General features: G+C 60.4%; 25 protein-coding genes. 5 read left to right on the top strand and 20 right to left on the bottom strand.

Annotated features, from left to right (window positions below; all coding sequences use genetic code 11):
- Positions 1–34: 34 nt before the first annotated feature.
- The 20 genes from arlJ to ACMGFL_RS03795 form a co-directional block, all read right to left on the bottom strand.
- Positions 35–1,783: an archaellar assembly protein ArlJ/FlaJ gene (arlJ, locus tag ACMGFL_RS03890; RefSeq protein WP_436934225.1), complete on the bottom strand. Its 1,749-nt coding sequence runs from the start codon at positions 1,781–1,783 to the stop codon at positions 35–37.
- Positions 1,783–3,456 carry an archaellum flagellar ATPase motor FlaI gene (gene flaI / locus ACMGFL_RS03885; protein ID WP_436934224.1) on the bottom strand — a complete coding sequence of 558 codons (1,674 nt, stop codon included), beginning with the start codon at positions 3,454–3,456 and terminating at the stop codon, positions 1,783–1,785. Before flaI ends, arlJ begins: the two co-directional genes overlap by 1 nt.
- 2 nt (positions 3,457–3,458) lie before the next feature.
- Entirely contained in the window at positions 3,459–4,226 is a 768-nt protein-coding gene (gene arlH, locus ACMGFL_RS03880; RefSeq protein WP_436934223.1) for an archaellum protein ArlH, read from the bottom strand.
- Complete coding sequence (gene arlG, locus ACMGFL_RS03875) at positions 4,226–4,705, bottom strand: archaellum stator protein ArlG (RefSeq protein WP_436934222.1); 480 nt, start codon at positions 4,703–4,705, stop codon at positions 4,226–4,228. Before arlG ends, arlH begins: the two co-directional genes overlap by 1 nt.
- Positions 4,705–5,151 (bottom strand): archaellum stator protein ArlF, encoded by a 447-nt coding sequence (gene arlF, locus ACMGFL_RS03870; RefSeq protein ID WP_436934221.1) that lies wholly within the window; start codon positions 5,149–5,151, stop codon positions 4,705–4,707. The genes arlG and arlF (ACMGFL_RS03870) overlap by 1 nt, the downstream gene beginning before the upstream one ends.
- 30 nt (positions 5,152–5,181) lie before the next feature.
- Positions 5,182–5,625 (bottom strand): archaellum stator protein ArlF, encoded by a 444-nt coding sequence (arlF, locus tag ACMGFL_RS03865; protein ID WP_436934220.1) that lies wholly within the window; start codon positions 5,623–5,625, stop codon positions 5,182–5,184.
- A complete protein-coding gene (locus ACMGFL_RS03860; RefSeq protein ID WP_436934219.1) occupies positions 5,609–7,207 on the bottom strand; it encodes a FlaD/FlaE family flagellar protein in 1,599 nt (532 codons plus the stop codon). Before ACMGFL_RS03860 ends, arlF (ACMGFL_RS03865) begins: the two co-directional genes overlap by 17 nt.
- 260 nt (positions 7,208–7,467) lie before the next feature.
- Positions 7,468–7,986: a chemotaxis protein CheD gene (locus ACMGFL_RS03855; protein ID WP_436934218.1), complete on the bottom strand. Its 519-nt coding sequence runs from the start codon at positions 7,984–7,986 to the stop codon at positions 7,468–7,470.
- Positions 7,987–8,017: 31 nt separating this feature from the next.
- The gene (locus tag ACMGFL_RS03850; protein WP_436934217.1) at positions 8,018–9,232 is read right to left on the bottom strand and encodes a chemotaxis protein CheC; all 1,215 of its coding nucleotides are present in this window, start codon (positions 9,230–9,232) and stop codon (positions 8,018–8,020) included.
- A 2-nt stretch (positions 9,233–9,234) separates the two neighbouring features.
- Positions 9,235–9,594, bottom strand: coding sequence for a chemotaxis protein CheY (gene cheY / locus ACMGFL_RS03845; protein WP_436934216.1), 360 nt, complete (start codon positions 9,592–9,594; stop codon positions 9,235–9,237).
- A 94-nt stretch (positions 9,595–9,688) separates the two neighbouring features.
- The gene (locus ACMGFL_RS03840) at positions 9,689–11,617 is read right to left on the bottom strand and encodes a glycosyltransferase family protein (protein WP_436934215.1); all 1,929 of its coding nucleotides are present in this window, start codon (positions 11,615–11,617) and stop codon (positions 9,689–9,691) included.
- Positions 11,614–12,072 carry a hypothetical protein gene (locus ACMGFL_RS03835; protein ID WP_436934214.1) on the bottom strand — a complete coding sequence of 153 codons (459 nt, stop codon included), beginning with the start codon at positions 12,070–12,072 and terminating at the stop codon, positions 11,614–11,616. The genes ACMGFL_RS03840 and ACMGFL_RS03835 overlap by 4 nt, the downstream gene beginning before the upstream one ends.
- Before the next feature lie 122 nt (positions 12,073–12,194).
- Positions 12,195–12,848 carry a DUF7500 family protein gene (locus tag ACMGFL_RS03830; protein WP_436934213.1) on the bottom strand — a complete coding sequence of 218 codons (654 nt, stop codon included), beginning with the start codon at positions 12,846–12,848 and terminating at the stop codon, positions 12,195–12,197.
- Positions 12,849–13,014: 166 nt separating this feature from the next.
- Positions 13,015–13,692, bottom strand: coding sequence for a flagellin (locus ACMGFL_RS03825; RefSeq protein ID WP_436934212.1), 678 nt, complete (start codon positions 13,690–13,692; stop codon positions 13,015–13,017).
- A gap of 247 nt (positions 13,693–13,939) precedes the next feature.
- Positions 13,940–14,617 carry a flagellin gene (locus ACMGFL_RS03820; RefSeq protein WP_436934211.1) on the bottom strand — a complete coding sequence of 226 codons (678 nt, stop codon included), beginning with the start codon at positions 14,615–14,617 and terminating at the stop codon, positions 13,940–13,942.
- A gap of 240 nt (positions 14,618–14,857) precedes the next feature.
- Complete coding sequence (locus ACMGFL_RS03815) at positions 14,858–15,544, bottom strand: flagellin (protein ID WP_436934210.1); 687 nt, start codon at positions 15,542–15,544, stop codon at positions 14,858–14,860.
- A gap of 251 nt (positions 15,545–15,795) precedes the next feature.
- Positions 15,796–16,080, bottom strand: a complete 285-nt coding sequence (locus ACMGFL_RS03810) for a DUF7521 family protein (protein WP_436934209.1) — start codon at positions 16,078–16,080, stop codon at positions 15,796–15,798.
- 153 nt (positions 16,081–16,233) lie between these two features.
- Positions 16,234–16,569, bottom strand: a complete 336-nt coding sequence (locus ACMGFL_RS03805) for a helix-turn-helix domain-containing protein (protein WP_436934208.1) — start codon at positions 16,567–16,569, stop codon at positions 16,234–16,236.
- Positions 16,570–16,735: 166 nt separating this feature from the next.
- Positions 16,736–17,461 carry an RAD55 family ATPase gene (locus ACMGFL_RS03800; RefSeq protein WP_436934207.1) on the bottom strand — a complete coding sequence of 242 codons (726 nt, stop codon included), beginning with the start codon at positions 17,459–17,461 and terminating at the stop codon, positions 16,736–16,738.
- Positions 17,462–17,579: 118 nt separating this feature from the next.
- Positions 17,580–18,005, bottom strand: a complete 426-nt coding sequence (locus ACMGFL_RS03795; protein ID WP_436934206.1) for a chemotaxis protein CheW — start codon at positions 18,003–18,005, stop codon at positions 17,580–17,582.
- Positions 18,006–18,242: 237 nt separating this feature from the next.
- Between ACMGFL_RS03795 and ACMGFL_RS03790 the strand changes: the two genes are divergently transcribed.
- From ACMGFL_RS03790 to ACMGFL_RS03770, 5 genes are all read left to right on the top strand, one after another.
- On the top strand, positions 18,243–19,313 hold the full coding sequence (locus ACMGFL_RS03790; RefSeq protein ID WP_436934205.1) for a protein-glutamate methylesterase/protein-glutamine glutaminase: 1,071 nt from the start codon (positions 18,243–18,245) through the stop codon (positions 19,311–19,313).
- 15 nt (positions 19,314–19,328) lie between these two features.
- Positions 19,329–21,272: a chemotaxis protein CheA gene (cheA, locus tag ACMGFL_RS03785; protein ID WP_436934204.1), complete on the top strand. Its 1,944-nt coding sequence runs from the start codon at positions 19,329–19,331 to the stop codon at positions 21,270–21,272.
- Positions 21,269–22,078 carry a CheR family methyltransferase gene (locus tag ACMGFL_RS03780; protein ID WP_436934203.1) on the top strand — a complete coding sequence of 270 codons (810 nt, stop codon included), beginning with the start codon at positions 21,269–21,271 and terminating at the stop codon, positions 22,076–22,078. Before cheA ends, ACMGFL_RS03780 begins: the two co-directional genes overlap by 4 nt.
- Positions 22,078–23,304, top strand: a complete 1,227-nt coding sequence (locus ACMGFL_RS03775; RefSeq protein WP_436934202.1) for a HEAT repeat domain-containing protein — start codon at positions 22,078–22,080, stop codon at positions 23,302–23,304. Before ACMGFL_RS03780 ends, ACMGFL_RS03775 begins: the two co-directional genes overlap by 1 nt.
- 90 nt (positions 23,305–23,394) lie before the next feature.
- The gene (locus tag ACMGFL_RS03770; RefSeq protein ID WP_436934201.1) at positions 23,395–23,838 is read left to right on the top strand and encodes a hypothetical protein; all 444 of its coding nucleotides are present in this window, start codon (positions 23,395–23,397) and stop codon (positions 23,836–23,838) included.
- The last annotated feature ends 198 nt before the right edge of the window (positions 23,839–24,036 follow it).

Genomic DNA, 24,036 nt, shown 5'->3' with positions numbered 1-24,036 from the left:
GTGACGTGTATCGGCGTTGTCACTCGCGGAGCCTTCAGATCGAGAGGAAGACGTTGACGAGCCACTTGGTGGCGACTGCGATAAGCGCCGAGATCCAGGTGAGCAACACGAAGTGCATGTAGGTGTTGAGCTTGTGACCGCCGTCGACAGTGCGGATCATCAGCGAGGCGAGCATCGCGGAGAACATGATCACGACGACGAGGAGGGACTCGATGAGCGGGATGTTGAACGCCTCAGTCTGGATGAGGGCGGCCGCATCGAAGCCAGCACTCTCGTCGAGTTCGAGGCTCATATCGGAGAGGATGTTGACGACCTGCAGACCGATGAAGAAGGCGAAGGTCGCGGCGGCGGTGATCCCATACAGCAGGCCGACGAGCGTCGTCGTCGCCTGTCGGCGCTGTTCGCGCAACTGCAACACCTCGTTCATGTTCTCGGCGATGAGTTCGCCGAGCAGCTCGGGCGTCCCGCCGAGTTCTCGGCCCATCAAGTACATCTCGCTGAACGTCTGGATGAGATAGGACCGACAGTCAGCGGTGAAATACCGCCACGCCTCGACCGGTTCGATCCGCATGTTCAGCCGCCGGTACAGGTCGTCGATGTTCGGGGACAGCGGCCCGAAGTCCTTCTCCCGGAGGGTTTCGAGTACCTGCGAGCTCGTCGACTGCTTGACTGTCTCGGTCGTCCCGAGCGCCCGAATGAAGCTTGGAAACTCCCGGTCACGAGCGTTGATACGCTTTTCTGCACTCCGGAGGACCAGCCCCGGGATGAGCAGCGGCGTCACGGGGATCGCGGCATATATCGGGAGCGGGAGCGGATCACCCAGAACCGGGATCAGAATGGAAACCGAGACCGGACTCAATCCAAACACGTCGGCGAGGACGAAACCGAGCAACAGCACGCTCAGCGAGACGCCGATATAGAAGCTTTTCGTGATCCGCGGTTCGACGGCAGAGGGCTTCTCGGGCGGGTGATACCAGACAGGGTCGTACGGCGACAGCGACCGGATCGCGAGGTAAAACCCCGTCTGAACGAAGATATACATCACGATGACCGCGCTCACCGTCAGCGTCGGGTCGGTCCCGGTCAGCACCGGCAGGACGACGGCAAACACCAGCGCGAACGTCATCGAGAGAATCATCGACAGGTAGAGATCCTTCATCACCTCCAGATTGTCGAGCGAGGACTCGTAGACGGTGACGTACTCCTGAATGATCTGGTCTTGCTCGGAGAGCAGATACTCCCGGAGTGACTGGCCCGCACCGAGCGTGTAGGCGAGTCGCTCGAAGAAGTCCGCAACCGTCTCGCTCGGCACTTCCTTCGCACGGCGGCGACAGGCGTCGTCGAGGCTCTGGTTCCAGGTGTCGACCAGTTGCACGATACGGTTCATCTCCGTCGCCAGTTCGCCGTACTCGTCTTCCTGGGCGAGCGTCCGGAACACCTCCATCCGGTCGATTTTCGTCGTCGCCAGCACCGTCATGTGGGTGATCATCAGGTGAAACCGGTTGTTGAGCTGTCGGCGCCGCTGGTTGAGCAGAATCTTCGGATAGAACACCGCCGACCCGAACGCGAGCATGCCCAAAAGCGGTATCGGGAGTCGGATGCTCAGCGGCAGACTCAAAAAGAGCGCGAGCGCGAGCGAGACCAAGAAGAACCCCAGCGACGGGATGAGGATGAAGGTGACGTACTGCCCCATCGGCATCCCCATGCGTCGATAGGAATCGAGCAGCGACTGGAGGTTCTCGGAGAGCGTCAGATCGATCGTGGCCTCGCTGTCCGTGGACATTACTCTCGTCTGTGGATATCGAAGGGGAGCCCCTCGACGCCGTCGCGCTGGAAGTCAGCGATGAGTTCGTTGACCTCGTGGTAGCCGGTGATCCCCTCCTGAATCGCGCGCTCGATGACCCGTGCCCGGAAGTCCAGATCCCCGTAGATGTCACGCGTGTCCTCGTAGCCCAGCAGGGTCGCGATCTGCTCTTCGAGCACGTAGGAGTTGTTCCGCCCCTGGAAGACGATTTCGTCCTCGACGGGGTCCCAGTAGAACGCCTGTCGGGTGACGACACCGTCCATCTCCTTGGAGTAGCCCTCGATTTCCTGGACGCTGGTCACCCGACGGAGCACGTCGTCACCCTGCTTGACACGGTTCTGGAACAGCGCCACGTCGGCGTTGTCCATGAACGTCTCGGGGATGTTGATCGGATCACCAGTAAAGCGCTGGATCATCGAGACGATGTCGCTCGCGTGGAAGGTCAGCATCACGGGGTGACCGGTCTGTGCGGCCTGGAAAGCCATCCGACCCTCCTCGCCACGAACCTCGCCCACGATGATGTAGTCCGGCCGGGAGCGGAGCGCCGCCGCGACCAGGTCGAACATGTCCACCGACGTGTCCTCGGAATCGCCCTCTCGGGTCAGCAGTTTCTGCCACGTGTCGTGTGGCGGCATGACCTCGGCGGTGTCCTCCGCGGTGTATATCTTCGAGTCCCGCGGGATGAAGGCCATAATCGAGTTCAGCGTCGTCGTCTTCCCTGACGCCGTCTCCCCGACGACGAACACCGTCTGTTCGTTCTCCAGACAGAGCCAGAGGTACGCCGCCAGTTCGGGGCTGAGCGTGTTCCAGGCGGTGATCTGAAACACCGAGAGTGGCACCTCGTCGCCCTGACGGATCGTCAGCGAAGGACCCTTGAGGCTGACGTCGTCTGAGTAGATGAGGTTCAGACGCGACCCATCTGGGAGCGTCGAGTCGACGATGGGGTCCGAGTCGCTGACCGGGTCGCCGATCCGCTCGCCCATGTTCTTGAGCCACTGATCGAAGTGCTCGTCGCTCTCCCACTCGACGGTCGTCTGGAGCATGCTGTACACCGAGTGGTCGACGAAACACTCGTTTGGTCCAATGACGTGGATGTCCTCGTTCGCCGGGTCGCGCATCACCGGTTCCAGCGGCCCGAGACCGACGATGTCGCGGTTGAGTCGATAGCGGATGTTCTCGTAGGTCTGCTCGGTCAGCTCGACCTTGCCGACGTTCGTGAGATCCGAGATCCGGGTCAGAACGCTCCGGTTGCTGTCCTCACTCTTGATCGACGTGGTCTCCTGCATCAACTCCTCGATGCGGTCGTCGTACTCTGCTTCGTCCTGCGGGGCCGGTTTGGTCACACTCCGTTCGAGCAACCGGTCCCGCACCGTGTTGAACACCGACCACTCGTTTTCGGACAGGTCCGGTTCGATAGCATAATACTTCATGTCCTGCCCGATGTCGCCGTAGATATGGCAGTAGATCGGGCCGCCGACGGGATAGAGCACGTTCGGCCGGTCGGTTTCGTACTCGTCGTCGGCCTCCTCGATGAACATGGGGAACTCCCCGGTGATCTGCTTGAACTTCTGGAGGTGGTCCCGGAGATGGGGGCGTCTGGCCGCGTGCTGTCGCAGTTCGTCCGACGGGTTGGGTCGTCCGTGCTCTGTCATGGTTATGCCACACTCCTGCTCTCGATGACGATTCCTGTGCCCGAGCGAACCGAGTACCCGATCGTGTCACCGACCTGCTCGCCCATGCCAGCAAACCGGAGGACGCTGATCTGTCGGCGCACGTCGTTACCGACCTCGACCATCTCCAACTCCAGAAAGACGTCGGCGATAGACCGGAACGGCCCTATCGCCTCCTCGTCCAGCGTCGTCGGGTCCACCGTCAGAACGATCACCTTCCCGCGCGAGATGATGTCGCGGAAAAAAGAGATGATCTCCAGTGCGGCCTGGCGCTCCTCGTTTTCCCGCACCAGCGCCTCGAACTTGGGGTCGTTGCGCAGGATTGCGTCGAACGTGTCGATGATGATCACGTCCGACTCCCACATCACCTCGGCCTCCATCAACCGTTTGAGGAGATCCATCCGGTCCTCGTCGTCACCGCCGGTGTCCGAGAAGGTGTTCTTCGAGTCACCGATGTCGGCGTGCAAGAAGAGGACGTTCTCGTCGAGCATGTGATCGACCATGTCGTAGTCGAGCGAGTGCATCTGCTCCAGAAAGCTCCCAACGGTCAACTCCGTCGACAGGAGGGTGACGCTGTGGCCCTCCTCACAGAGGCCGTAGGTGAACCGCTGGCTGATGGCCGATTTCCCGGCACCGTAGTCGCCCTCCATCAGGACGATGCTCCCAGGCGGGATACCGCCGCCGAGTTCCTTGTCGAGTCTATCCCGCTCTTTGAGTCCGATCGAGAACAGTTCGTTTCGTGCAATACTCATTACGTGCCACCTCCGAGTCTGAAGGGGAAGACCTCCTCGTCGTCGTTGACGATGACCATCGCCCGGTGGTCGCCGTCGCCGAGCGCGACGTCGACGGTGACCCGGATGACCTCGTTTTGACTCCACATGTCACCCGCACCGAGCAACTGGATGGTGAGGTCACTGGCGGGCTGGAACTGCCCGTTGACCAGCACGTCGATCTGGTTTGCGTCGACGGGCAGCCGTGTGGTCCCGGTGTTTTTGACGAGCAGAGTGAGTTCGCCGTCATCACCGGCGTTGGCGTCGTAGAGCTGGTCGCTCGCGCCGCTGTCGCTGATGATGTCGATGCTTGTGCGGACGTTGTCGCTGACCTGCAGGCCCTGGTCGTCGATTGCGCCCGCGAGTTCGTCCACGCTCGTGGTGAACACGCCTGCGACGCTCGCGGCGATGATCATACTCGCGATAAAGAGGATCATGTGAGACACCGAGACGCTCGCCATCAGGTCGTCACCTCCCGAACGTCGCTTGCGGCCGCGATTCCAACACCCGTCACGACCTTCACCCGCTCGACCGTCGGTTCGCCGTCGGCTTCGAGCCTGAGCGTGGTTTCCGGGGGCCACACGTCAGTGTCCGCCCCGTCAACGGTCACCGCGTCGAACGTGGCGAGTGATCGAAACTCGCCGTCGAGCAGGACCGAAAGCTCCGAGACGGACAGATCCCGCGACCCGTTGTTCGTCACGACAATTGTGAGATTCCCGTCGGCGTTCTGTGTCGCATCGGTGATGTTGATCGCGGTCTCGGTGACCGCCGCCTGTCGCTGCAGATCGTCGGTGTAGGCCGCTTCGACTCGGTCGGTCGTGTTCGACGTCGTGGTGTAGATCGATCCCATCGCGATAAACAGCCCGATGAAGATGACCAGTAGACTGCCGCTCGTGCTAAATCCCATCCAGCCCACCTCCAGCGGTTAGCGTCCCTCTCATAGCTGAGTCACCGTCGTGCTGTCTGCCACGCTCGACGGCGTGACGAGTTTCACGCGGCTCGGCCCGGCAGTTCGGGTGAGTTCGATCGAAAGCGTTTCTCCGGGCAGCCACAGGTCCGTTGCGCCGTTGCCCTCGACCGTGGCAGTTGCCTCCCAGCCCGAGACGAAGGCACCGTCTTCGAGGAGATCCGTCGCCGCGAGCGAGAGTTCCGTGGTACCGGTATTGGAGGCCGTGATCGTCAGCACGTCCGTGCTCTGATTGTACCGGGCACTGTCGATCTCGATCGCGGTATTGCTCGCTTCCAGCGTGGTCTCGGTCTGTGCGTCCTGTGCGTCCGTGATCCGGTCGAACCCGTTCGACGCCGCCGTGAACCACATCCCGAAGGCGATGAACATGCTGACGAAGATGATCGCTGCGGCGCCGCTAACGCTGAAGCCCATCCAGACCACCTCCGTGCAGCTGGCCGAAGCTTGCCCCGCCGTCGCCGTCGAGTTGGCTGATGTACTGCAGGCTCGTCGTGTGGTGGTCGATCGTCAGCGTTCCGTTCGCTCCGCCGTCGAATCCCCGGAGATACTCGTGTAAGTCGTCGGCGACACTCTCGTCGATCCAGTCGATGGTCTCGTAGTAGTCTATCGCACGTGCAGTCTCCCGAACGCCGACCTCGGAGACGAGATATTCGAGCCACTCGACCACGACCAGATCCGCCGCGAACCCCTCCGGAAGCGTCGAGAGATATGGCTTGCCATCGTCGTCTGCCGTGTCCTCGCTCTGTCTGTCCGCGTTTGCGGCCGCCGTCTCCGTCGGCTCGGTCGTCGAGTCTTCCGTCTCGGTCGCGTCGGGCTCTGGTTCCGGCGTCGATTCTTCCATCCCAGTCACGTCGGGTTCTGGCTCCGGCTCCGAAAGTGGCTCCTGCTCGGGTTCCGGTTCGGCCGCCGACTGGTCAATCTCCGCTGCAGTCTCCATCGGCTCTGTCTCCTCGTCCTCGATGACCTCGTCGAACAGTTCGTCGTCAGCGAGGTCGTCGTCGTCGTCCATCCCGAAGTCGCCGTCATCGGGATCAGCCACATCGCTGTCCTCGATTACGTCACCCCCGTCGTCGAGAGTGTCCATCTCGTCACCGTCGTCCTCCTCCGCCCACTCTGCGTCGCCAGATTCGTACTCGTCTTTCAGGTCCTCGAAGGAGGTTCCGCCGCCGCTGTCGTCAGTCTCCTCGCTTTCGTCTGCCTGACTCATGTCGTCCATGCCTCCGAACTCATCGTCGTCGAAATCCTCGTCAAAACTGTCCTGAAACTCGTCGCCGGTGTCCTCGTCGTCTGTGCCGCCGAGCACGTCGTCGATATCGGCGTCTGTCTCCATCGACTCTTCCTCCTCGACGAGGTCGTCGTCGAAAAAGCCCTCGGCGTCTGCCTCAGCGATGTCCTCGTCGATGTCCTCTTCGCTGTCGTCGCCCTCGTCCGCAAAGAGACCGAACGAGCCGTCGTCACCGGGACCGCCCATCCCGGCCTCGATATCGTCGGCAAAGGGATTGACACCCCGCGTGACCATCTCGTAAATATCGAGTAACTTCCGGACGTTCTCCTCGACTTCTCCGACGGTCTCCGAGATCTGCTCGTTCTCGTTGCGGACCGTATTGACCGTCGAGGAGAGGCTGCCGACCTCGTTTTCGAGTTCGTCGAGGCGGTGTTCGAGTTCGTCGACGTTGCCACCACCGCCGCCACCGCCGTCCATGTCGTCGAATTCGCCGCCGTCGTCGAACCCACCCAGGTCGTCGCCGTCGTCGAGACCACCCAACCCGCCAAGATCATCATCGCCGCCTCCGGTGTCTTCCTCTTCACCCATGAGGCCACCGCCAAGGTCGTCGCCGCCGTCGTCGTCACCGTCGCTGTCGCCGTCCTCGGACATGATCGAATCGAACATGTTCCGAATGCTCATCCCCACCAGCCCCCCAGTGAGTAGCACGAAAACGACCGTCATCGCCGTCGCTTCCGGGACAGCAACCTGTAGCGACGTGATACCGCTCATTATCCGTATAAACAGGGTCGTCTACCCTTGAATGTACCGTCTCAGATATCATATCTGAAAATATACGGATAGAATCAAAACCTGGTTCGTAAATACAAGGAGATACTTCGCAAATTATGGTCCGACGTTTGTTTTTGCCTGCGTTTATCTGAGAACAGCGTCATAGCTATCAGAAGCTGAAACAGAGTCTGCCGGTCGTCAGACGGGCCCGCGGTCAGTCCGGGGTGTGTGATGGTCACGGAACCTCACAGACAGGATGGTCACAGATGGAGTTTCTCTCTGTTTGCGCTCGTGACGACCAGGTCGCCGTTCGTGCCGTTCAGTCGGAGCGACCGGCCGTAGTCGCCGCCGACATCCTCCCCGACGACCGGAATATTGTACTGTGCGAGGGTCTCCTGGACCTGCGCTGCGTTTCGGTCGCCGATGCCGGATCCGCCCTCCGAGAAGTCGAGCATGTCGCTGCCGCCAGCAATCTTCGCCTCCAGCCGTGTCCTGTCTGCTCCGGCGACTTCCATCTCCTCGATGAGCAGTTCCGTCCCCGAATCGGCGAACTTCGCGGGTGAGCCGTCCTCCATCTCGTCGGCCGCAGGCAACATCACGTGAACGAGTCCGGCCACGCTCGCCTTCGTGTCGTAGAGTGCAACGCCGATACAGGAACCGAGACCGCTCGTCGTCAGTTCTGCGCCGTTTGTCACGATGTCGTACTCGGCGATGCCGACCTTCCGCTGTTCGCCGGTTCCGGCGTCCCCGTCAGTCTCGCTTCCGTCGTAGACTTTCATTCCGTCTCAGTCCCCTCAGTGCCGTGCATGATCAGAAGATCTCTTCGACGTCGGCCTCGGTCTGGTCTGCTCGCTCGACGGCCAACGCGTCGAGCGCCTCCCGGAGTTCGGCTTCATTCGGGAGCGCGTAGATCTCGCTCTCGAAATCGACCTCGTCCGTTCGCATCCGCGAGTCGATGATAAAGGCGTGGCGCTGATGCTGGCCGAGCTGAGCCGCGAGCGGGTCGATGACCGCCTTCCCCATGTCGTGGACCAGCCGCGGCGGCGTGTGCTCGATGGACTGCTGCAAGACGTTCGCCCAGCCGTCGACGAACCCGCTCGTGATGATGTTACCGAGTTCCTCGATGGCCGACTTGTGCTGGTCTGTCAGCCCGTCGGCATCCATCTCGACCGGCATCAGCGCCTCGGCGACGTTTTTGCCAGACCGCTCGTCGAACAGCACCAGCAGATAGCCACTCGGCGCACCGGTGAACTCCACGACGGTCCCGACGACGGTTTCCTCCCCGAGCGCCTTCGGTACGTCCTCTATCGGGGCAAAGGAGATCTGTGAGACCTCCGCTTCGGTCTCGATACCGGACATCATCTCGACGTTCGACGCGGCGTTTTTCGTCCCCTCCCGGGTCATTCGGTTGAACGCTTCGAGCTTTTCGATCGGGATGGCGTCGTCCTCGGACCCGGCCTGGTCGGCCATCAGTTCTGCCATCGGGTCGTAGGCCGGAAGCATGTAGATGTAAAAGCCGATGTCCGCGCCCGCCCAGCGAATCTCGCTCCGGAACACGAACACCTGGTCGTTGTCGGCTGCGTCCGGACCCTCCGGCAAGACGTTCGCGCCGTCACGCTCGATATAGGTCGGTGGCGTGTGGTCGATGCCCGCGCCGAGATAGTCGGCCCAGCCGTCGATGAAGCCGCTCATCATGATGTTCCCGATCTCCTCAACGCTGGACCGGGCCATCGACTCGTCTGCCGACCCACCCGGCATCAGCGCCTCGACGATCTGGTCGGTGCTTCCCTCCTCGAACACAAGCACCGTCTCACCGCTGAGTGCGCCCTCGAAGTCGAACTGAACGCCGGTGAACGTGCCCGTCCCGAGTTCGCCGCCAACGTCGGCGCGGTCGATCAGAGTGATGTGCGTCACCTCGACGGTCGCCTCGATCCCGGTCATCTGCGCGAGGGCGGCGGTCGCCTCCTGTGCGCCGCTGTGAGCGAGCTGGTTGAACGTGTCGAGCGACTGGACGTCCACCTGCATCGTTAGGAGGGAACGACGTCCTGAATGGCCTCCATGACGCTCGGCTTCTGGAAGGGTTTGGTGATGTACCCGTCCGCCCCCGCCTTGACGGCCTCTTTCATCTTCTCCTCCTGTCCCACACTCGTACACATGATGACGTTCGCGCTCGGCGCTGCGTTTTTGATCTCGTCTGTGGCCTCGATCCCGTCGCGGATCGGCATCACGATATCCATCATCACGAGATCCGGCTGCTCTTCTTTGAACACCTCGACGGCTTCGACACCGTTTTCGACTTCCCCGATTATCGTGTGGTCCTCCTCCAGGATTTCCCGCAGCAGGTTCCGCATGAACTCGGAGTCGTCAGCGATCAGTACTTCTGCCATTTCTCACCCGGAATGTACCGGAAACGTGTAAATAAATGCTTCCCGGAGATTATCGACGTTGATACTCCGGGCCGGGAGAGGGACGACATGCCAGCTACACGGTGGGAAGCCAGTCGGTCGCGACGCGGACGACATCGAGTGCGAACGGGCCATACTGGAAGTAGACGAGCCCGCTGAAACAGACGAGTAGCGTCGCGGCTGCCGCCGGTACGCCAAGTCCGATAGCGACGACATCCCGGCGTTCGTGGAGTGGCTCCGAGAGCACGGCGAGCGCACCGACCGCACCCGCGGCGATTCCGAGCAGTGCATGCAGTTGCATCGCCTCGCCCGATGCGAGTCCGAGCGTAAACAGCGCGGTCAGAAGCGCAATTCCACCCACGAGGAGCGTCACGAGATAGCTCCCAGCGAGGGCACGCCAGTGTCGGGCTATCGCCTCGTTGACCACGCCGAACCGAACGACACCGTAGAGAATCAGCGGGACGACCGGCAGGATGTACCGAACGGTGATCTGAGAGATAAGCGGCAGTCGCGGCAGGTAGACGACGGTAAACACGACGGCGTAACCAGCAGCCAGCAGATCGGTCTGACCGGCGGCTGTCGTTGGCAACACGCCCCGAAACCGCATGATTTCGGTTGCACGAAGCCGCTGGACGGCGGCGACGGGAAGCCACAGCAGGGCGGCAAACAACGGGAACGATTCGAGCATGGTCAACTCGACCGTCTCGAAGTCGTTGACCTCGTAGCGAAGGTCCGGAATCCACCCACTTCTGACGAACGTGTGATAGAGCCGTTCGGGGTCACGGAGCGCATCCAGCCCGCTCGTGACGGCATCGAGCATGAAACCGACGACAGTTGTAGTGTAGCCAAGCCCTCGTCCGATCGGACCGGGAAGGAAGCCGTCGTCCTCGACAGATCCGTTGGCTGGCCCACCACTTCCAGTCGCGGATCCGTTGCCAGTCTGTCCGCCCGGATCGGCTGCTTCCCCGGGTGCTCGTCCGGTGAAGTCGTCGGGAATTGCCGAGAGCAACCGTGGCACCTTGAGTGGATTGCCCGATATGAGCGTGTTGACGACGAACAGCGGGAGTACCGACAGGAAGAAGACGCCGCCGATGACCGCCGTGCTGTACCGGTCGTTCGTGGGTGCGGTCAGGAAATCGAGCGGCGCGAACACTGCCAGCAGAAAGACCGCCTCGAATGGATGAAGCAGCGCGAACAGACCGAAGGCTCCGTAGGCACCGGCGCGCGCGCCGAGGTGGCTGGAATCGCGGCTCACCGCGAACCAGTACAGCGTCAGAACGACCAGCCCGACCGTGAGAACGTGACGTTTCGGAATCGTCGCCCAGAAGCTGACTGGCGTGGCGACGACGAACGCGAGCCCCGCGACTGCGCCCACCCGTCGCCCGTGAAACCGGGCGAGGAGTCGATACAGCGTCGTCGCCGCGAGCGCGCCCACGAGCATCGTACTCAGTTGCAAGGCGAGTACCGGATGCTGGTCGTCCGGAATCGCCGTCCCGACTGCGACAGCCCCGAGAAAGAGCCCCGTCGCGAGAACGGCACCTACCGTCCCAAGCCAGTTGCGGTCGGCGTAGCGCCCACAGCGCCGAAACAGCGCCAGCACGACGAGACTCCAGACGCCCGCGAGCGCGAGTCGGAGGTCGGTCAGAACGTCGACCAGTTCGATGACGGCGAGTACCGGCACGGCGAGAAAGACGTGCCCGTAGTTGCGGCCATACAGTGTCCCGTCGACCTCCACCATCCCCGGTTGTATCCCGGGAGCCAGCCCGTAGCGGCTCTCGGTGACCGCGAGTCGACCCTCTGCGACGTTTGCGAGCGCGTTTGCGACCGTCACAGAATCTGCGATAAAAAAGCCGACACGCCAGTACAGCGTGTAAAATGCGATTGCTCCGAGAAACAGCATCACACCGATGCCGTCGCCAAACAGGACTGTTCTGATCCGGTCCCGAAACCCGCGTTCTGCTCGGCTCGTCGCGTCCGCCGCGTCGCTCGTGGTCTCTGCGCTCATGGAACAGTCACCTCCAGCGGCCGGTCACGGACTGTCCAGTCCCCGTCGGTGCTCTGGATACGAACGACGAGTCGCGCGTCGTAGGCCCCTGCAGAAAGCCGTTCGAACGCGCGGTCCTCCATCCGCACCCGGACCGTTCCGGTCGAATCGACGACGCGCGTTTCCCTGAGTTCGACACCCAGTTCAGGAACCGTTATCTCGTAGATGATCCGTGGCTGTCCGGAGACTGCTTCGACTGTCGCGACCAGATCCGGAACCCGGAGATAGACTGCGCGCGTCCCAAACCGACCCGCAGTCACGGACAACCGGTCTGTGGTCGGTTGCTCCACGGTGATGGTGGCAGTGCCGTCCTGAAAGTTGTCAGATCCGGACTCTGTCAGCGACAGTCCGACGAGCGGGCTGGCGAGGGCGAGAACGAACACGACGACTGCTAGAACGGCAACGAAACGGTCCACCGTCAGATCGCTCAGTGTGCGGTTCCAATCCATGCCATCATAGCGTCAGCGTGTTCTCGGTCTGTCGCTCTCGTCATTATGCAGTCGGCCTCGTCATCGCGTGGTCTGCATCGTCAGCGCGATTATAGCTGGAGTCCGTCGTCCTCCCTGATAGCTGCCAGCAACTCGGCAATCGAGTCGTCGGGGTCGAGCCCGCTCGACTTGATGAGCGCGTGTATGCTTTTGGGTGGATACCGGACGGGAACGTTCGACTCCATCAGCAGGATGCCGAGCACCTCCTCGACGGGCGTGTTCTCGTCGACCTGCTGAGCGTACCAGAGCAGGAGGCTCTCGAAGACGGTGACCACGTCGTTTGACTGCATCCGGCGCTGGCTCACCGTCCCCTCGAAGGAGGCGGTCACGTCGAACGCATACCGGGAGTCGCTCGACTCGAAATCGTCCCGCAACCACGCGTGAACGGCATCGAGCGAGAGTTCCGCGTCGTCTGTCTTCGGTTGAGTGCCGAGACTGGTTCGGCCAGTCTCGGGCGGTTCCGGCTCCGGTTCGGGTTCTGATTCCTCCGCCGAGGGATCCTCACTCTCGTCTGAAGGTTGCCGTGCTGGTTCGGGCGGTTGCGGTGGCCCGCTCTGGGCGTCCGGCGAGACGACGAAGCGGCCCTCGTCGAGTTGCGTGACGTGTTCGCTGTCGCTGATGTCAAGTTCCTCGGGCGAGAGTACCCGCCCCTCTTCAGGCCCAGCATTCTCCTCCGGGTCGAGGTCGTCGGGCCCATCGACCATATCTATGCTCTGTGACGAACGCGTATAAGCGTATCTCCGCGTCTGACTCGTGGCTGACGGTCTCCGCATGACGTCTGTGGTCGAAGAGAGAGACTGACAGACGGCATGTTGCTAGTTGCGGGGCTGTCGAGGGCGATAGCAAAAAAGAAAGAAAACGGCTGATGCGTTACAGCGAGACGGAACTGTCAGACCGGAGCGAGGCAGGCGTCTGGAATCGCAGTTCTGTGACGCCACCCGACTGGGTCGTCAACTCGATCAGCACCTCTTCGTTCTCACCTAGTGGAGAAATATCGAGCGAGCCGGCGTCACTGTTTGTGATCCTGTTGTCATCTACGTTAGTGTCATCATGTTTCAGTGTGAAGGTCATGATGAATCGGTCGTCCGAACTCGTCAGGACTTCGGATTTACCGCGTTCATACGAGTCACTGGCGTCTTTGAACTGGTCTGTCGTGAACCCCTTCACGTCGTTGGCGGGTAGTTGGATTCCTTCGATCGCCTGATTGTTGAGGAGGTCATAGGATCCGGATGGACCAGTCCACTGCGCCGTGACGTTCAACAAGTTGATATCACCCGCACCCGGCGCTTTCGACACCGTCACGTTCACTTCGTGTATCTCCCCGTCCGTCGAGTCGACTACACCAGAGGTGGAGACAACCTGTAGTCGGTCGGTCACCTGTTCTGTACTCTGTTGGCCGGTCTGTTCGCTCTGACTCTGCAGGAAGCCAGCCGTGTTGATCAGAACGCCCGCCGCGATTGCCGCCACCAGCACCATCGCGATGAACACGATCAGCGTTCCGATACCCACCTGGCCTCTCTCGTCGTCGTCGATTGTCAGTGGTCTCATGTGTATCCTCGCCTGGAGTCTCCAGACTTACCACAACCTATCGAGAGTTTCCATATAAGCATATTCCCGCAATTATCGACGCTGAAACTGAGGTCGAGATATAGAAAGAAGCAGAGTAAACTGCTGATAATTATAGAGTAGCGGTAGTGAAATTGCGGTTTTCATCCGTATCAGCGAAAGAAGGTGTCTAAGCGGAAGAGCTGTGGCTACTCATTTAGACTAAAAGGAAAAAATGAACTGAGATCCCTTACAGCGAGACAGAACTTTCAGAGCGCAGCGAGGCAGGCGTCTTGAATCGCACTTCCGTCACACCACCCGACTGGGTCGTCAACTCGATCAGCACCTCTTCGTTCTCGCCGAGGGCCTCCATTCCTTGGATGCTGTCGTCATTAGTTAGCCGCACGGGTGAAGTGTCGTCAGGTGAATTTAGATCAGTAGTGTCAAGGGTAAAGGTGATGATAAACCGGTCGTCCGAACTCGTCAGCACCTCAGAATCACTACGATCGTACGAGTCACTTGCGTCCTTAAAGTCGTCAGTCGTGAATCCAGCTAAGGCATTTGACGGGTCGTTCGGAGCAGCGTTGTTATTGAGGATGTCGTAGGAACCAGAGGGGCCGGTCCACTGCGCCGTCACGTTCAACAGGTTGATATCACCCGCACCCGGCGCTTTCGACACCGTCAAATTAATTTCGTGAATTTCACCGTCGTCAGCATAAACTTCACCGGAAACAGAAGTAACCTGCAACCGGTCGGTGACCTGTTCCGTACTTTGCTGTCCCGTCTGTTCGCTTTGACTCTGCAGGAAGCCAGCCGTGTTGATCAGAACGCCCGCGGCGATCGCCGCCACCAGCACCATCGCGATGAACACGATCAGCGTTCCGATACCCACCTGGCCTCTCTCGTCGTCGATTGTTAGTGATCTCATGTGTATCCTCGCCTGGAGTCTCCAGACTTACCACAAGCTATCGAGAGTTTCCATATAAGGGTACCCCCGCAATTATCGACACTGAAAAAGCCGTAATTAGAAATATTGCTAGTGATAATCCATCGTAGAGCAAGCAGAGTAGCAGTTTTTGGGAGAATGGGAGAAGCACCAAGTCAGTGCTGAAACCGGTCGTTGCCGCTGACCGGTAGAGACAAAAACAGAAAGTAATAACCGAGGACGTTACAGTGAGACGGAACTTTCAGACCGGAGTGAGGCAGGCGTCTTGAATCGTACTTCCGTCACGCCACCCGATTGGGTCGTCAACTCGATCAGCACCTCTTCGTTCTCGCCAATCGGCTCCGGACCATCTGTGATTCGTTCACCGTTAGTCGCGTCAGGGGCGGTGAGCGAACCACTACCCAAAGAGTAACTACTGGTGCCCAACGTAAAGGTCATGATGAACCGGTCGTCAGAACTCGTCAGCACCTCAGAATCACCACGATCGTACGAGTCACTTGCGTCCTTAAAGTCGTCAGTCGTGAATCCCTCCACAGTCGAACCATCCTCATCTCCACCAGCCACGAGACTATTGAGGATGTCGTAGGAACCAGAGGGGCCGGTCCACTGCGCCGTCACATTCAGCAGATTGATATCACCCGCACCTGGCGCTTTCGACACCGTCACGTTTACCTCGTAGATCAAACCTTCGCTTGTATCGACTTCACCAGAAGTAGAAACGGCTTGCAGCCGATCGGTGACTTGTTCGGTACTCTGTTGGCCGGTCTGTTCGCTCTGACTCTGCAGGAAGCCAGCCGTGTTGATCAGAACGCCCGCGGCGATCGCTGCCACCAGCACCATCGCGATGAACACGATCAGCGTTCCGATACCCACCTGGCCTCTGTCGTCGTCGATTGTCAGTGGTCTCATTTGTGTATCCTCGCCTGGAGTCTCCAGACTTACTACAAGCTATCGAGAGTTTCTACATAAGGGTACCCCCGCAATTATCGACACTGAAAACCCGGTAGACCGAGCGTACAGGCCGCTTTTTTGAGTGATAATACAGGTGTTATCCCGCACAGACGGCAATTCTCTGCATCAGGATATACTGCCGCGAATCGGTCGATGCTGAGGAGGTTCGCTAGTCTTGCGGGTCAGTTCATACTTCTCACGCCGTTGTTTCATTCGTAGATGACGAGGCTGTACATCACAAACAGGAATCCAAGCGTCGTCAGACCAGTGTTGACCAGAAGCAGGGATTGAGTGTCCTGGAAATTATTCTGAAACGCACTGATCATCGTCGCTGCTGCACCTGCGACTGCGAGCGTGAACCCGATCGACAGGTGCAACATCGCAGTGCGCGATGTCTGCACGTAGGCTCGGATGCCCATTCCGACCATCGTCAGCCCTGCCACTACGAAGATCAGTGTCGTCACCGCATACAGGAGTTCGACTGTGGTAGGCACCAGATGAGGATACCGGATCACTATTGTTAAAGCTACGCCCGAAAATATCCCAAGTGATAATCGCAGCGTTGCCGTCCGATATCGTGCGTGTGTGCGAGAATAATACGAAAGAGATGGTACCGACAGGCATCCCAGTCTTGGCGCAATCGGGGCTTACCCTTCCGAAAGTGTCCGCCAGGCCTCGTCGAGCGTGTTCGTCACCTCAGAGCGTTCCTCGATTGTCACAGAGAGGTCGTCGTCGAACTCCACCCGAACCGCTTCGACGTTCCGCCGATAGACCTTGATCCGCCGTCTGTCATCCGAGAGAATGTTATCGTGCAGTTCCAGCAAGTTGTGTTCGGTCAACTCGTCGATCCGTCGATAGCAGGTCGCGATCGGTATCTCGAGTTCGTCACTTAGCTCCTGGGCCGACCGCGGTTCGTCGGTCGCATCCAGAATCTCAGCGCTGTATTTGTTCCCCAACGTCCTGAGCAACTCCTCTGATGCCATCCGTTATCAAATTATAAATTACGAGAAGCATAAAAGTATTGGGATAGCTGGCATCGTCGTCTGCAGTCCCTGATGAGAGACGGATCTGCCGAAAATGACGCAGATAGCCAGGGAAACTGCTGTTTTCTCTGGTAATAATGAGAGTAACCGCGAAGTAACGGCGCGACTACAGCGGCGATTCCTCGTCGCTCATCATCGAGAACGCGCTCGCATTTTTGTGTACCGTGAGACCACCCGTGTCGATCTCCATCGGGAAGATATCGGTGTCGATGTTTTGCTTTCGCATCTTCGCCACCCAGAGGTATCGATTGACACCGGAGTCTGTCGGGGTCTGGAGCAAGAAGATGTTTCCGTCCGTGAGGAAGTTTTCGAGTCCGATGTCGGTCTCGGGAAACACTGTCCCCTGTTCGTTTGTCATCAGCGTCGTGAGATTGTTCTCCGCGAGGATATCGGTGAACTTCAGCAGATACTCTCGCTTTTCGCGCTCGGTCTCGAAAAACAGCTGAAACATCGTCAGCGAGTCGAGCACCAGTCGGGAGTACTCGTCGTTGTCCAGGTCGCCGAGCAGCAGACTCAGCGAGGACTCGAAGTCGTTTTCCTTCAGGAGGACTCGCTTGTCGTACACCTTGATGTCCCCACTCTCGACGTACTCCTGCCAGTTCTCGAACCCAATCGATTCAGCCGCCTCCTGCAGGTCCTGTTCGTTTTCCTCGAAGGAGAGGAAGATGCCTTTCTCACCGAACTGCTCGACGCCGTTGTAGATGTACTGCAGCCCGAGAATACTCTTTCCAGCCCCCGGATTCCCGCTGACGAGCGTCGTCGAGTTGCGCACGATTCCACCGCCCAGTATCTCATCGAGTCCGTCGATGCCTGTTTTCGTTAGTTCCACCATCGTCACGTGAGTGATCGACACATACTCGACCCCCGGTAAAAAGTCTTGTTTGCTCTCGGTGTCAAGTTCGACCCGGATTCGACACCTGTCGAGCCATCTCCGGATGCGTTGAGACCGATCAGCTGTGAACTGACTGGGGGTCGACCCAGATGACGAAGTCGTTTCCGCCCTGTTTGATCACGCCGTGGATCGCCTCGTCGTCTGCGGCGGGCGACCGATCGACGTCGGCCGTATCGACCTGAACGACCTGATTGACCTCCTCGACGAGCCAGCCTGCAGCGCTCTGGTCCTCGACGATGTCCGGGTCGAAGACGATGATCCGCTGTGGGTCATCGCCGTTTTCGATGCCGAACACGACTTTGGGGTCGATGATCGAAGTTGTTCGACCCCGAAGGTCCATCACCCCCACGACGTGCGGCGGGGAGTTTGGCACCGACGTCACGTCGTCGATGTCGACGATTTCGGTGACGTAGTCGATACTCACACAGTATGTCTCCTCGCCGAGGTCGAATTCGAGTACTTGGTCCGTTGTCGTTGTAGCCATCTGAGTTGCCTCCCAGTTGCGGATCGATTCGGGTTCGCTTCGCAGTTCGTATCGGGTTCCGTCTCGCGGTTCGTATCCACACGATGCGCCAGGTACGGACTTAAATTTGCCCCCCGTGCTATCACAATTGATTACGGGGTCGGTGTCTTTATTTGGGCACTAATCACAGTAGGACATGAGAATGCAGCCGAGCACTGACCGACGGGAGAGACCGTTTCCACAGTCGGTGGTCTGACGATGGCACAGACTGGGCCGCGTGCTGTCGTCGCAGACGACTCCCATTTCATGCGGAGTGTCATCTCGGATATTCTGACGGAGGGCGGCATCGACGTCGTCGCACAGGCCCGGAACGGGCAGGAAGCGGTCACAGCCGTCGAGGAACACGGTCCGGACGTGGTGACGATGGACGTGGAGATGCCCGAGATGGACGGCCTCGAAGCAGTCGACCAGATCATGGCGACTGCGCCGACGCCGATCCTGATGCTGTCGGCTCACACCGACGAGGACGCCGAGGTGACCTTCGAGGCGCTGGATAAGGGCGCAGTCGACGTGTTCACGAAGCCAGGCGGCGAGGTGTCGATGGAGATGCCACGCCTCGAAGACCAACTCGTCGAGATGGTACTGTCGGTTGCCGAGGCCGATGTCGGTCAGGAGACGGAGTCAGTCGACGAGCGCGACACGGGCGTCGAAACGTCACGCCCGGAGGCGTGCACCTACGTCGACAACCCGACAGTACTCATCGGATCTTCGACCGGCGGCCCGAAGATGGTCGAACAGCTCCTCTCAGAACTGCCGCTTGCCGCCGACCTGCGGGTGCTGGTCGTCCAGCACATGCCCGAGGGGTTCACCGGCCGCTTTGCCGAGCGCATCGACGACCGAACGGAGTACAGCGTCCGCGAGGCTGGAAACGGCGATCGCATCGGGGGCGGTGACGTGCTGGTCGCACCGGGAGGCAAGCACATGATCGTCTCGAACTACCGCGACGGTCGACTTCGGGTCAAGCTAACGGAGGATCCGCCAGTCAACAGCGTCCGCCCCGCTGTCGACATGACGATGTCGAGCGCGGCAGAGGTCGTCGACGACCCGCTCGTCGGCGTGATCCTGACCGGGATGGGCGAGGACGGCACTGCGGGGATCAAATCGATCAAGGCGGTCGGGGGACACACGATTGCACAGGACGAGCAGACGTCTGCGGTGTTCGGGATGCCAAAGCGCGCGATCGAGTCGGGATACGTCGACGACGTGTTGCCGATAGGCGAAATTGCGGCGGGGATCCTCGACAGCTGCAAACTGGAGACAACACAATGACACAGGTGATCTGACATGGACGACCAGTATCTCGACGCGTTCATCCGCGAGAGCGAAGAGGAGATAACCAAGCTGAACAACTCGCTGCTCGCACTCGAATCGGACCCGACCGACCAGGAAGCGATGGACCAGATATTCCGGACAGCCCACACGCTGAAGGGAAATTTCGGCGCGATGGGCTTCGAGGACGCCTCGAATCTGGCCCACGCGATCGAGGATCTGCTCGACGAGATGCGCGAAGGGAACATGGCGGTCACACCGGAGATAATGGATCTCGTCTTCGCAGGCGTCGACCAGATCGAGGTGATCGTCGAGGAGATCGAACAGGAAGGCGAGTCCTCGACGGACACGAGCGCGATGGTCTCACAGCTTCGAGGAGCGCTCGACGGCGACGGTGGAGAAACACCCACCCAGACAGCGGCCGGTGAGACCCCCGACACTGGTGACACATCGTCCATCGACACCGACAGCATCGACGTCGACACAGCGGAGATAGACGGGACAGTCGCACATATCGAGGTCGACATCGGTGAGAGCAGCATGCCGGGTGTGGACGCAATGCTCGCGATCGAACGCGTCGAGGAACTGTTCACAGTCCACGACGGGATCCCCGACCGGACAGCTATCGAGGATGGCAACTACGAGGAGACCTTTGGTCTCGTCATCGAGACAGACGACCTCGCTCGCGTCGATGCCGAACTCGATACGATCGGCGCAATCGACACGGCGACTGTCACCGAGATCACCGACGAGCTGACCGAGGAGAGCGGCGGGGCAGAGCCGTCCGGGACTGACGAACACTCCGTCGACGAGATCAAGTCCGTCAGAGTCGACGTCGACCAGCTTGACGACCTGCACGGTCTCGTCGAGCAACTCGTCACGAGTCGGATCAAACTCCGCAGGGCCGTCGAGCAGGAGAACATGGACTCGGCCAGCGAGACGCTGGGCGAACTCGACAAGATCACGGCCAACCTCCAGAACACCGTGATGGACATGCGGCTCATCCCGCTGAAGAAAGTCGTCGGCAAGTTCCCGCGGATGGTGCGGGACCTCTCGCGCGAACTCGACAAGGACGTGAACTTCGAGATAGAGGGCGAGGACATCGAACTCGACCGGACGATCCTCACCGAGATCAGCGACCCGCTGATGCACATCATTCGGAACTCCCTCGACCACGGTATCGAAGCGCCCGACGAGCGCGAGCGACTCGGCAAGCCCCGCGAGGGACAGGTCACGCTTCGCGCCTCCCGCGAGCGCGACCACGTCATCATCCAGGTCGAAGACGACGGCGGCGGCCTCGACGTCGAGGAGATCAAACGCACCGCCATCGAAAACGACGTGCGCTCCCCGGAGGAGATCGAAACGATGGACGACTCCGCAATCTACGATCTCGTCTTCCATCCCGGCTTCTCGACGGCCGACGAGGTCACCGACACGAGCGGGCGCGGCGTCGGGATGGACGTCGTCCACGACACCGTCACGCAACTCGACGGGTCGGTCAACGTCGAGAGCACGCCCGGCGAGGGGACGACCGTTTCCTTGCGCCTGCCGGTGACGATGGCCATCGTGAAGGTGCTGTTCGTCCAGGTCGGCGAGGAGGAGTACGGCGTGCCGATCAAAAACGTCGACGAGATCACCCGAACCGACGAGATCAAGCAGGTCAACGGCCAGGAGGTCATCAAGCACAACGACGAAATCTACCCCGTCGTCGACCTGGGAGAGACCTTCGACGTGCCCGGACGGGGCGCGGCGACCGACGGCGGCACCGCAGGCGGAATGCTGGTTCGCATCCGCGAGTCCGAGCGACAGATCGCCTTGCGCTGTGACTCGGTCAACGCACAGGAGGAAGTCGTCGTCAAACCCCTCGAAGGCATTCTGAGCGGCACGCCGGGGCTGTCCGGGACGGCGGTGCTCGGGGACGGCAACATCGTCCACATCCTCGATGTGGTGACGGTATGAACCGGAGTGAGGAGCGCTCGTTCACCGAACTGCTCGGGTTCATCGAGTCGGAGCTGGATTTCGAGTCCGACTTCTACAACGACGCGTATCTCGACCGACGGATCACCGCCCGGATGCGTCGGACGGACATCGACGACTATCGGACCTACAAGCGCCTGCTCGAACGCGACGAGAGCGAGCGCGAGAAGCTCCTCAACTCGCTTTCGATCAACGTCACCGGCTTCTTTCGCAACCCGGAAGCGTGGGAGAAGCTCCGACTGGTCCTCCGGGAGTTGACCGCGAACAACCGGTCGGTTCGGATCTGGAGCGCACCCTGTGCGGACGGGCGTGAGCCGTACTCACTCTCGATGCTCGCACTCGACGACCCGGAGATCACCGACCGCCGGGTCGATATTACGGCCACAGACATCAACCCTGACATCCTGGAGAAAGCACGCGCGGGCGTCTACGAGACGTCACAGACGACCGACATCGCTGACGAGCTCGAAGTGCTCGGAGAGTACGACCAGTACATCGACGAGCAGGACGGCCAGTTCTCGGTCCGGGACCGGGTCAAGAAGCCGGTCTCCTTCGAGCAACACGACCTCATCCGTGGTGACCCGAAGCGGGATTTCGATCTGGTGCTCTGTCGGAACCTACTCATCTACATCGACGCCTCCTACAAGGTGCCAATCTTCGAGACGATCCGAGGATCGCTCCGTGATGAGGGGTATCTCATGATCGGGATGACCGAAACGCTGCCCGCGGAGTGTCGCGATAGTTTCGAGCCAGTTCACAAACAACACCGCATCTACCGACGCGTCTGATGTCTCTGTACGAATACGAACGCGACGGCGACGCACAGGAACTCATCAGGGTGCTCCGGGAGTCACAGAACGAGACCGTCCGGAGTCGGGCCGCCGAGTTGCTCGGTCAACTCGACGAACACGACGACCGGGGTGACATCGTCAACGCGCTCGTGCGGGCCGTCGACACCGACGAGTCAGACACCGTCGTCGCAGCCGCTATCGACGCGCTCGACCAACTGGGACAGGACGCACTCGAAGCACTGCTCACCAGCATGGCCGACGTGGACCTCGAAGACGGGGCGGATTGGATGAAGGCGAAGGCCTTTATTCGCGCGCTCGACGCGGGTGTTCCGGAACTGCGGATGGCCGCAGCCAACGCGCTCGGTGAGATTGGTGACGCCGACGCCGTCGGACCGCTGACCGAACGGTTCGATGACAGCGATCCGCGAGTTCGCGCTCGGGCAGCACGGGCCTGCGGTGAGATCGGTGACGCGCGTGCGACCGACGCACTCACGGGCCTGCTCGGGGATCCGAAGGCGGCGGTCCGTCTCGACGCCGCGCAGGCGCTCGGTCGGATCGGGAACAGACAGGCGCTGCAGGCGCTGTTGCAACTCTACGACGACGACAGCGAGCGCGTCCGACGGATCGCGGTGAACGGATTCGGGAAGTTCGAGAACGACCGCCCCGTCGAGCACCTCGTCGACGCGCTCGCCGACCCCTCTGATGTCGTGCAACGGACTGCAGTGTTTTCGCTCATCGAACTGCTCTCGAACGTCCCAACCGACAAGAGCCACGAGATCCGCGAGACAGTCGTCGGTCAGCTTTCGGAGACAGAAGACGAAACGGTCGTCGCGCCGCTCGTCGAAATCCTCGACGAGAGCACTCAGCCAGCACAGCGACGCAACACGGCGTGGCTTCTGGGCCGGGTGCTCGATGACGAGGAGAACCGTGACGCGGTGGACGCGCTCATCACGGCGCTCGAAGACGGCGGCCAGATGACCCAGCAGTTCGCCGCGACGAGCCTCGCAGAAATCGGCGGCACCTACGTCGAGCGGGAACTGCTCGACGTGGTCGAAAACCCCGACATGGACGGGCAAGCCCGCGGACAGGCGGCGTTCGTGCTGGGCAAGATCGGTGACGAGGAAACCGCGGAACGCCTCGACAAACTGCTGGACGCCACCGAGGATGAACAGGTTCGCCAGCAGGTGTTCTCCGCGCTCTCGAAACTCGGCGGACGGCGGTGAGTCGGCAGTCGGCAGAAGTCCCGGTGTCACGCCACGAGACGGCAACACTCGAACGGAACGCTCTTTTCGCTCAGCGCGTAACCTCTGATAATGCGGCTTGAACTCCGGGTCTGCCAGCACTGTTACGAGGGCGAACACGAGAACGAACACAAGACGGCGGTCACGCGCGACCTGGTCGCCTGCGCGGAAGTCATCAAGGAGTACAAAGACGAACTCGGCTTCGACGACGTCCACATCCGGATGGTCACCGAGGAAGACGACGACGGCCGCCCGGCGGCGCTCCCGGCCGTCGCAGCGACCATCCAGAACGAGCAGGTCGCCGTCTCCGACACCCAACTCATCACGATGGGCGAACACGGCTACATGATGGTCTACCCGAACCCGCAGGACGCGCTGTACGTGCTCTCGGGGAACATCGACGAGATAACGAAGGTCACGAACGCCGACGTCGTCCCCGAACTCTCCGAACAGGGCGCAGAGATCCTCGCCGAGAAGGCAGGCGGCGCGGACGACGAGGCGGGCGAGGAAGCCTGACGATCGGTCCGATCAAGATTCGTTCGGTTCTTCTCTACACTGGTGAAACAACTATCGCAGAGGCGAGATTGGTACTGGCTGGCGTCAAGAGACAGAGAGAAGATACAGCAGACGCTGATAAATTCTTTCCCACGATTACTGGATCGACTGCTTACACTGCTGGCTGTCCCATTTTGAGCGAATTCGCCATCCCGGGGT

Source organism: Halovenus marina, assembly GCF_051414115.1.
Lineage (GTDB): Archaea > Halobacteriota > Halobacteria > Halobacteriales > Haloarculaceae > Halovenus > Halovenus marina.
Note: the sequence above shows the minus strand (reverse complement) of the source record. Positions and strands in the feature narration are given on the sequence as shown.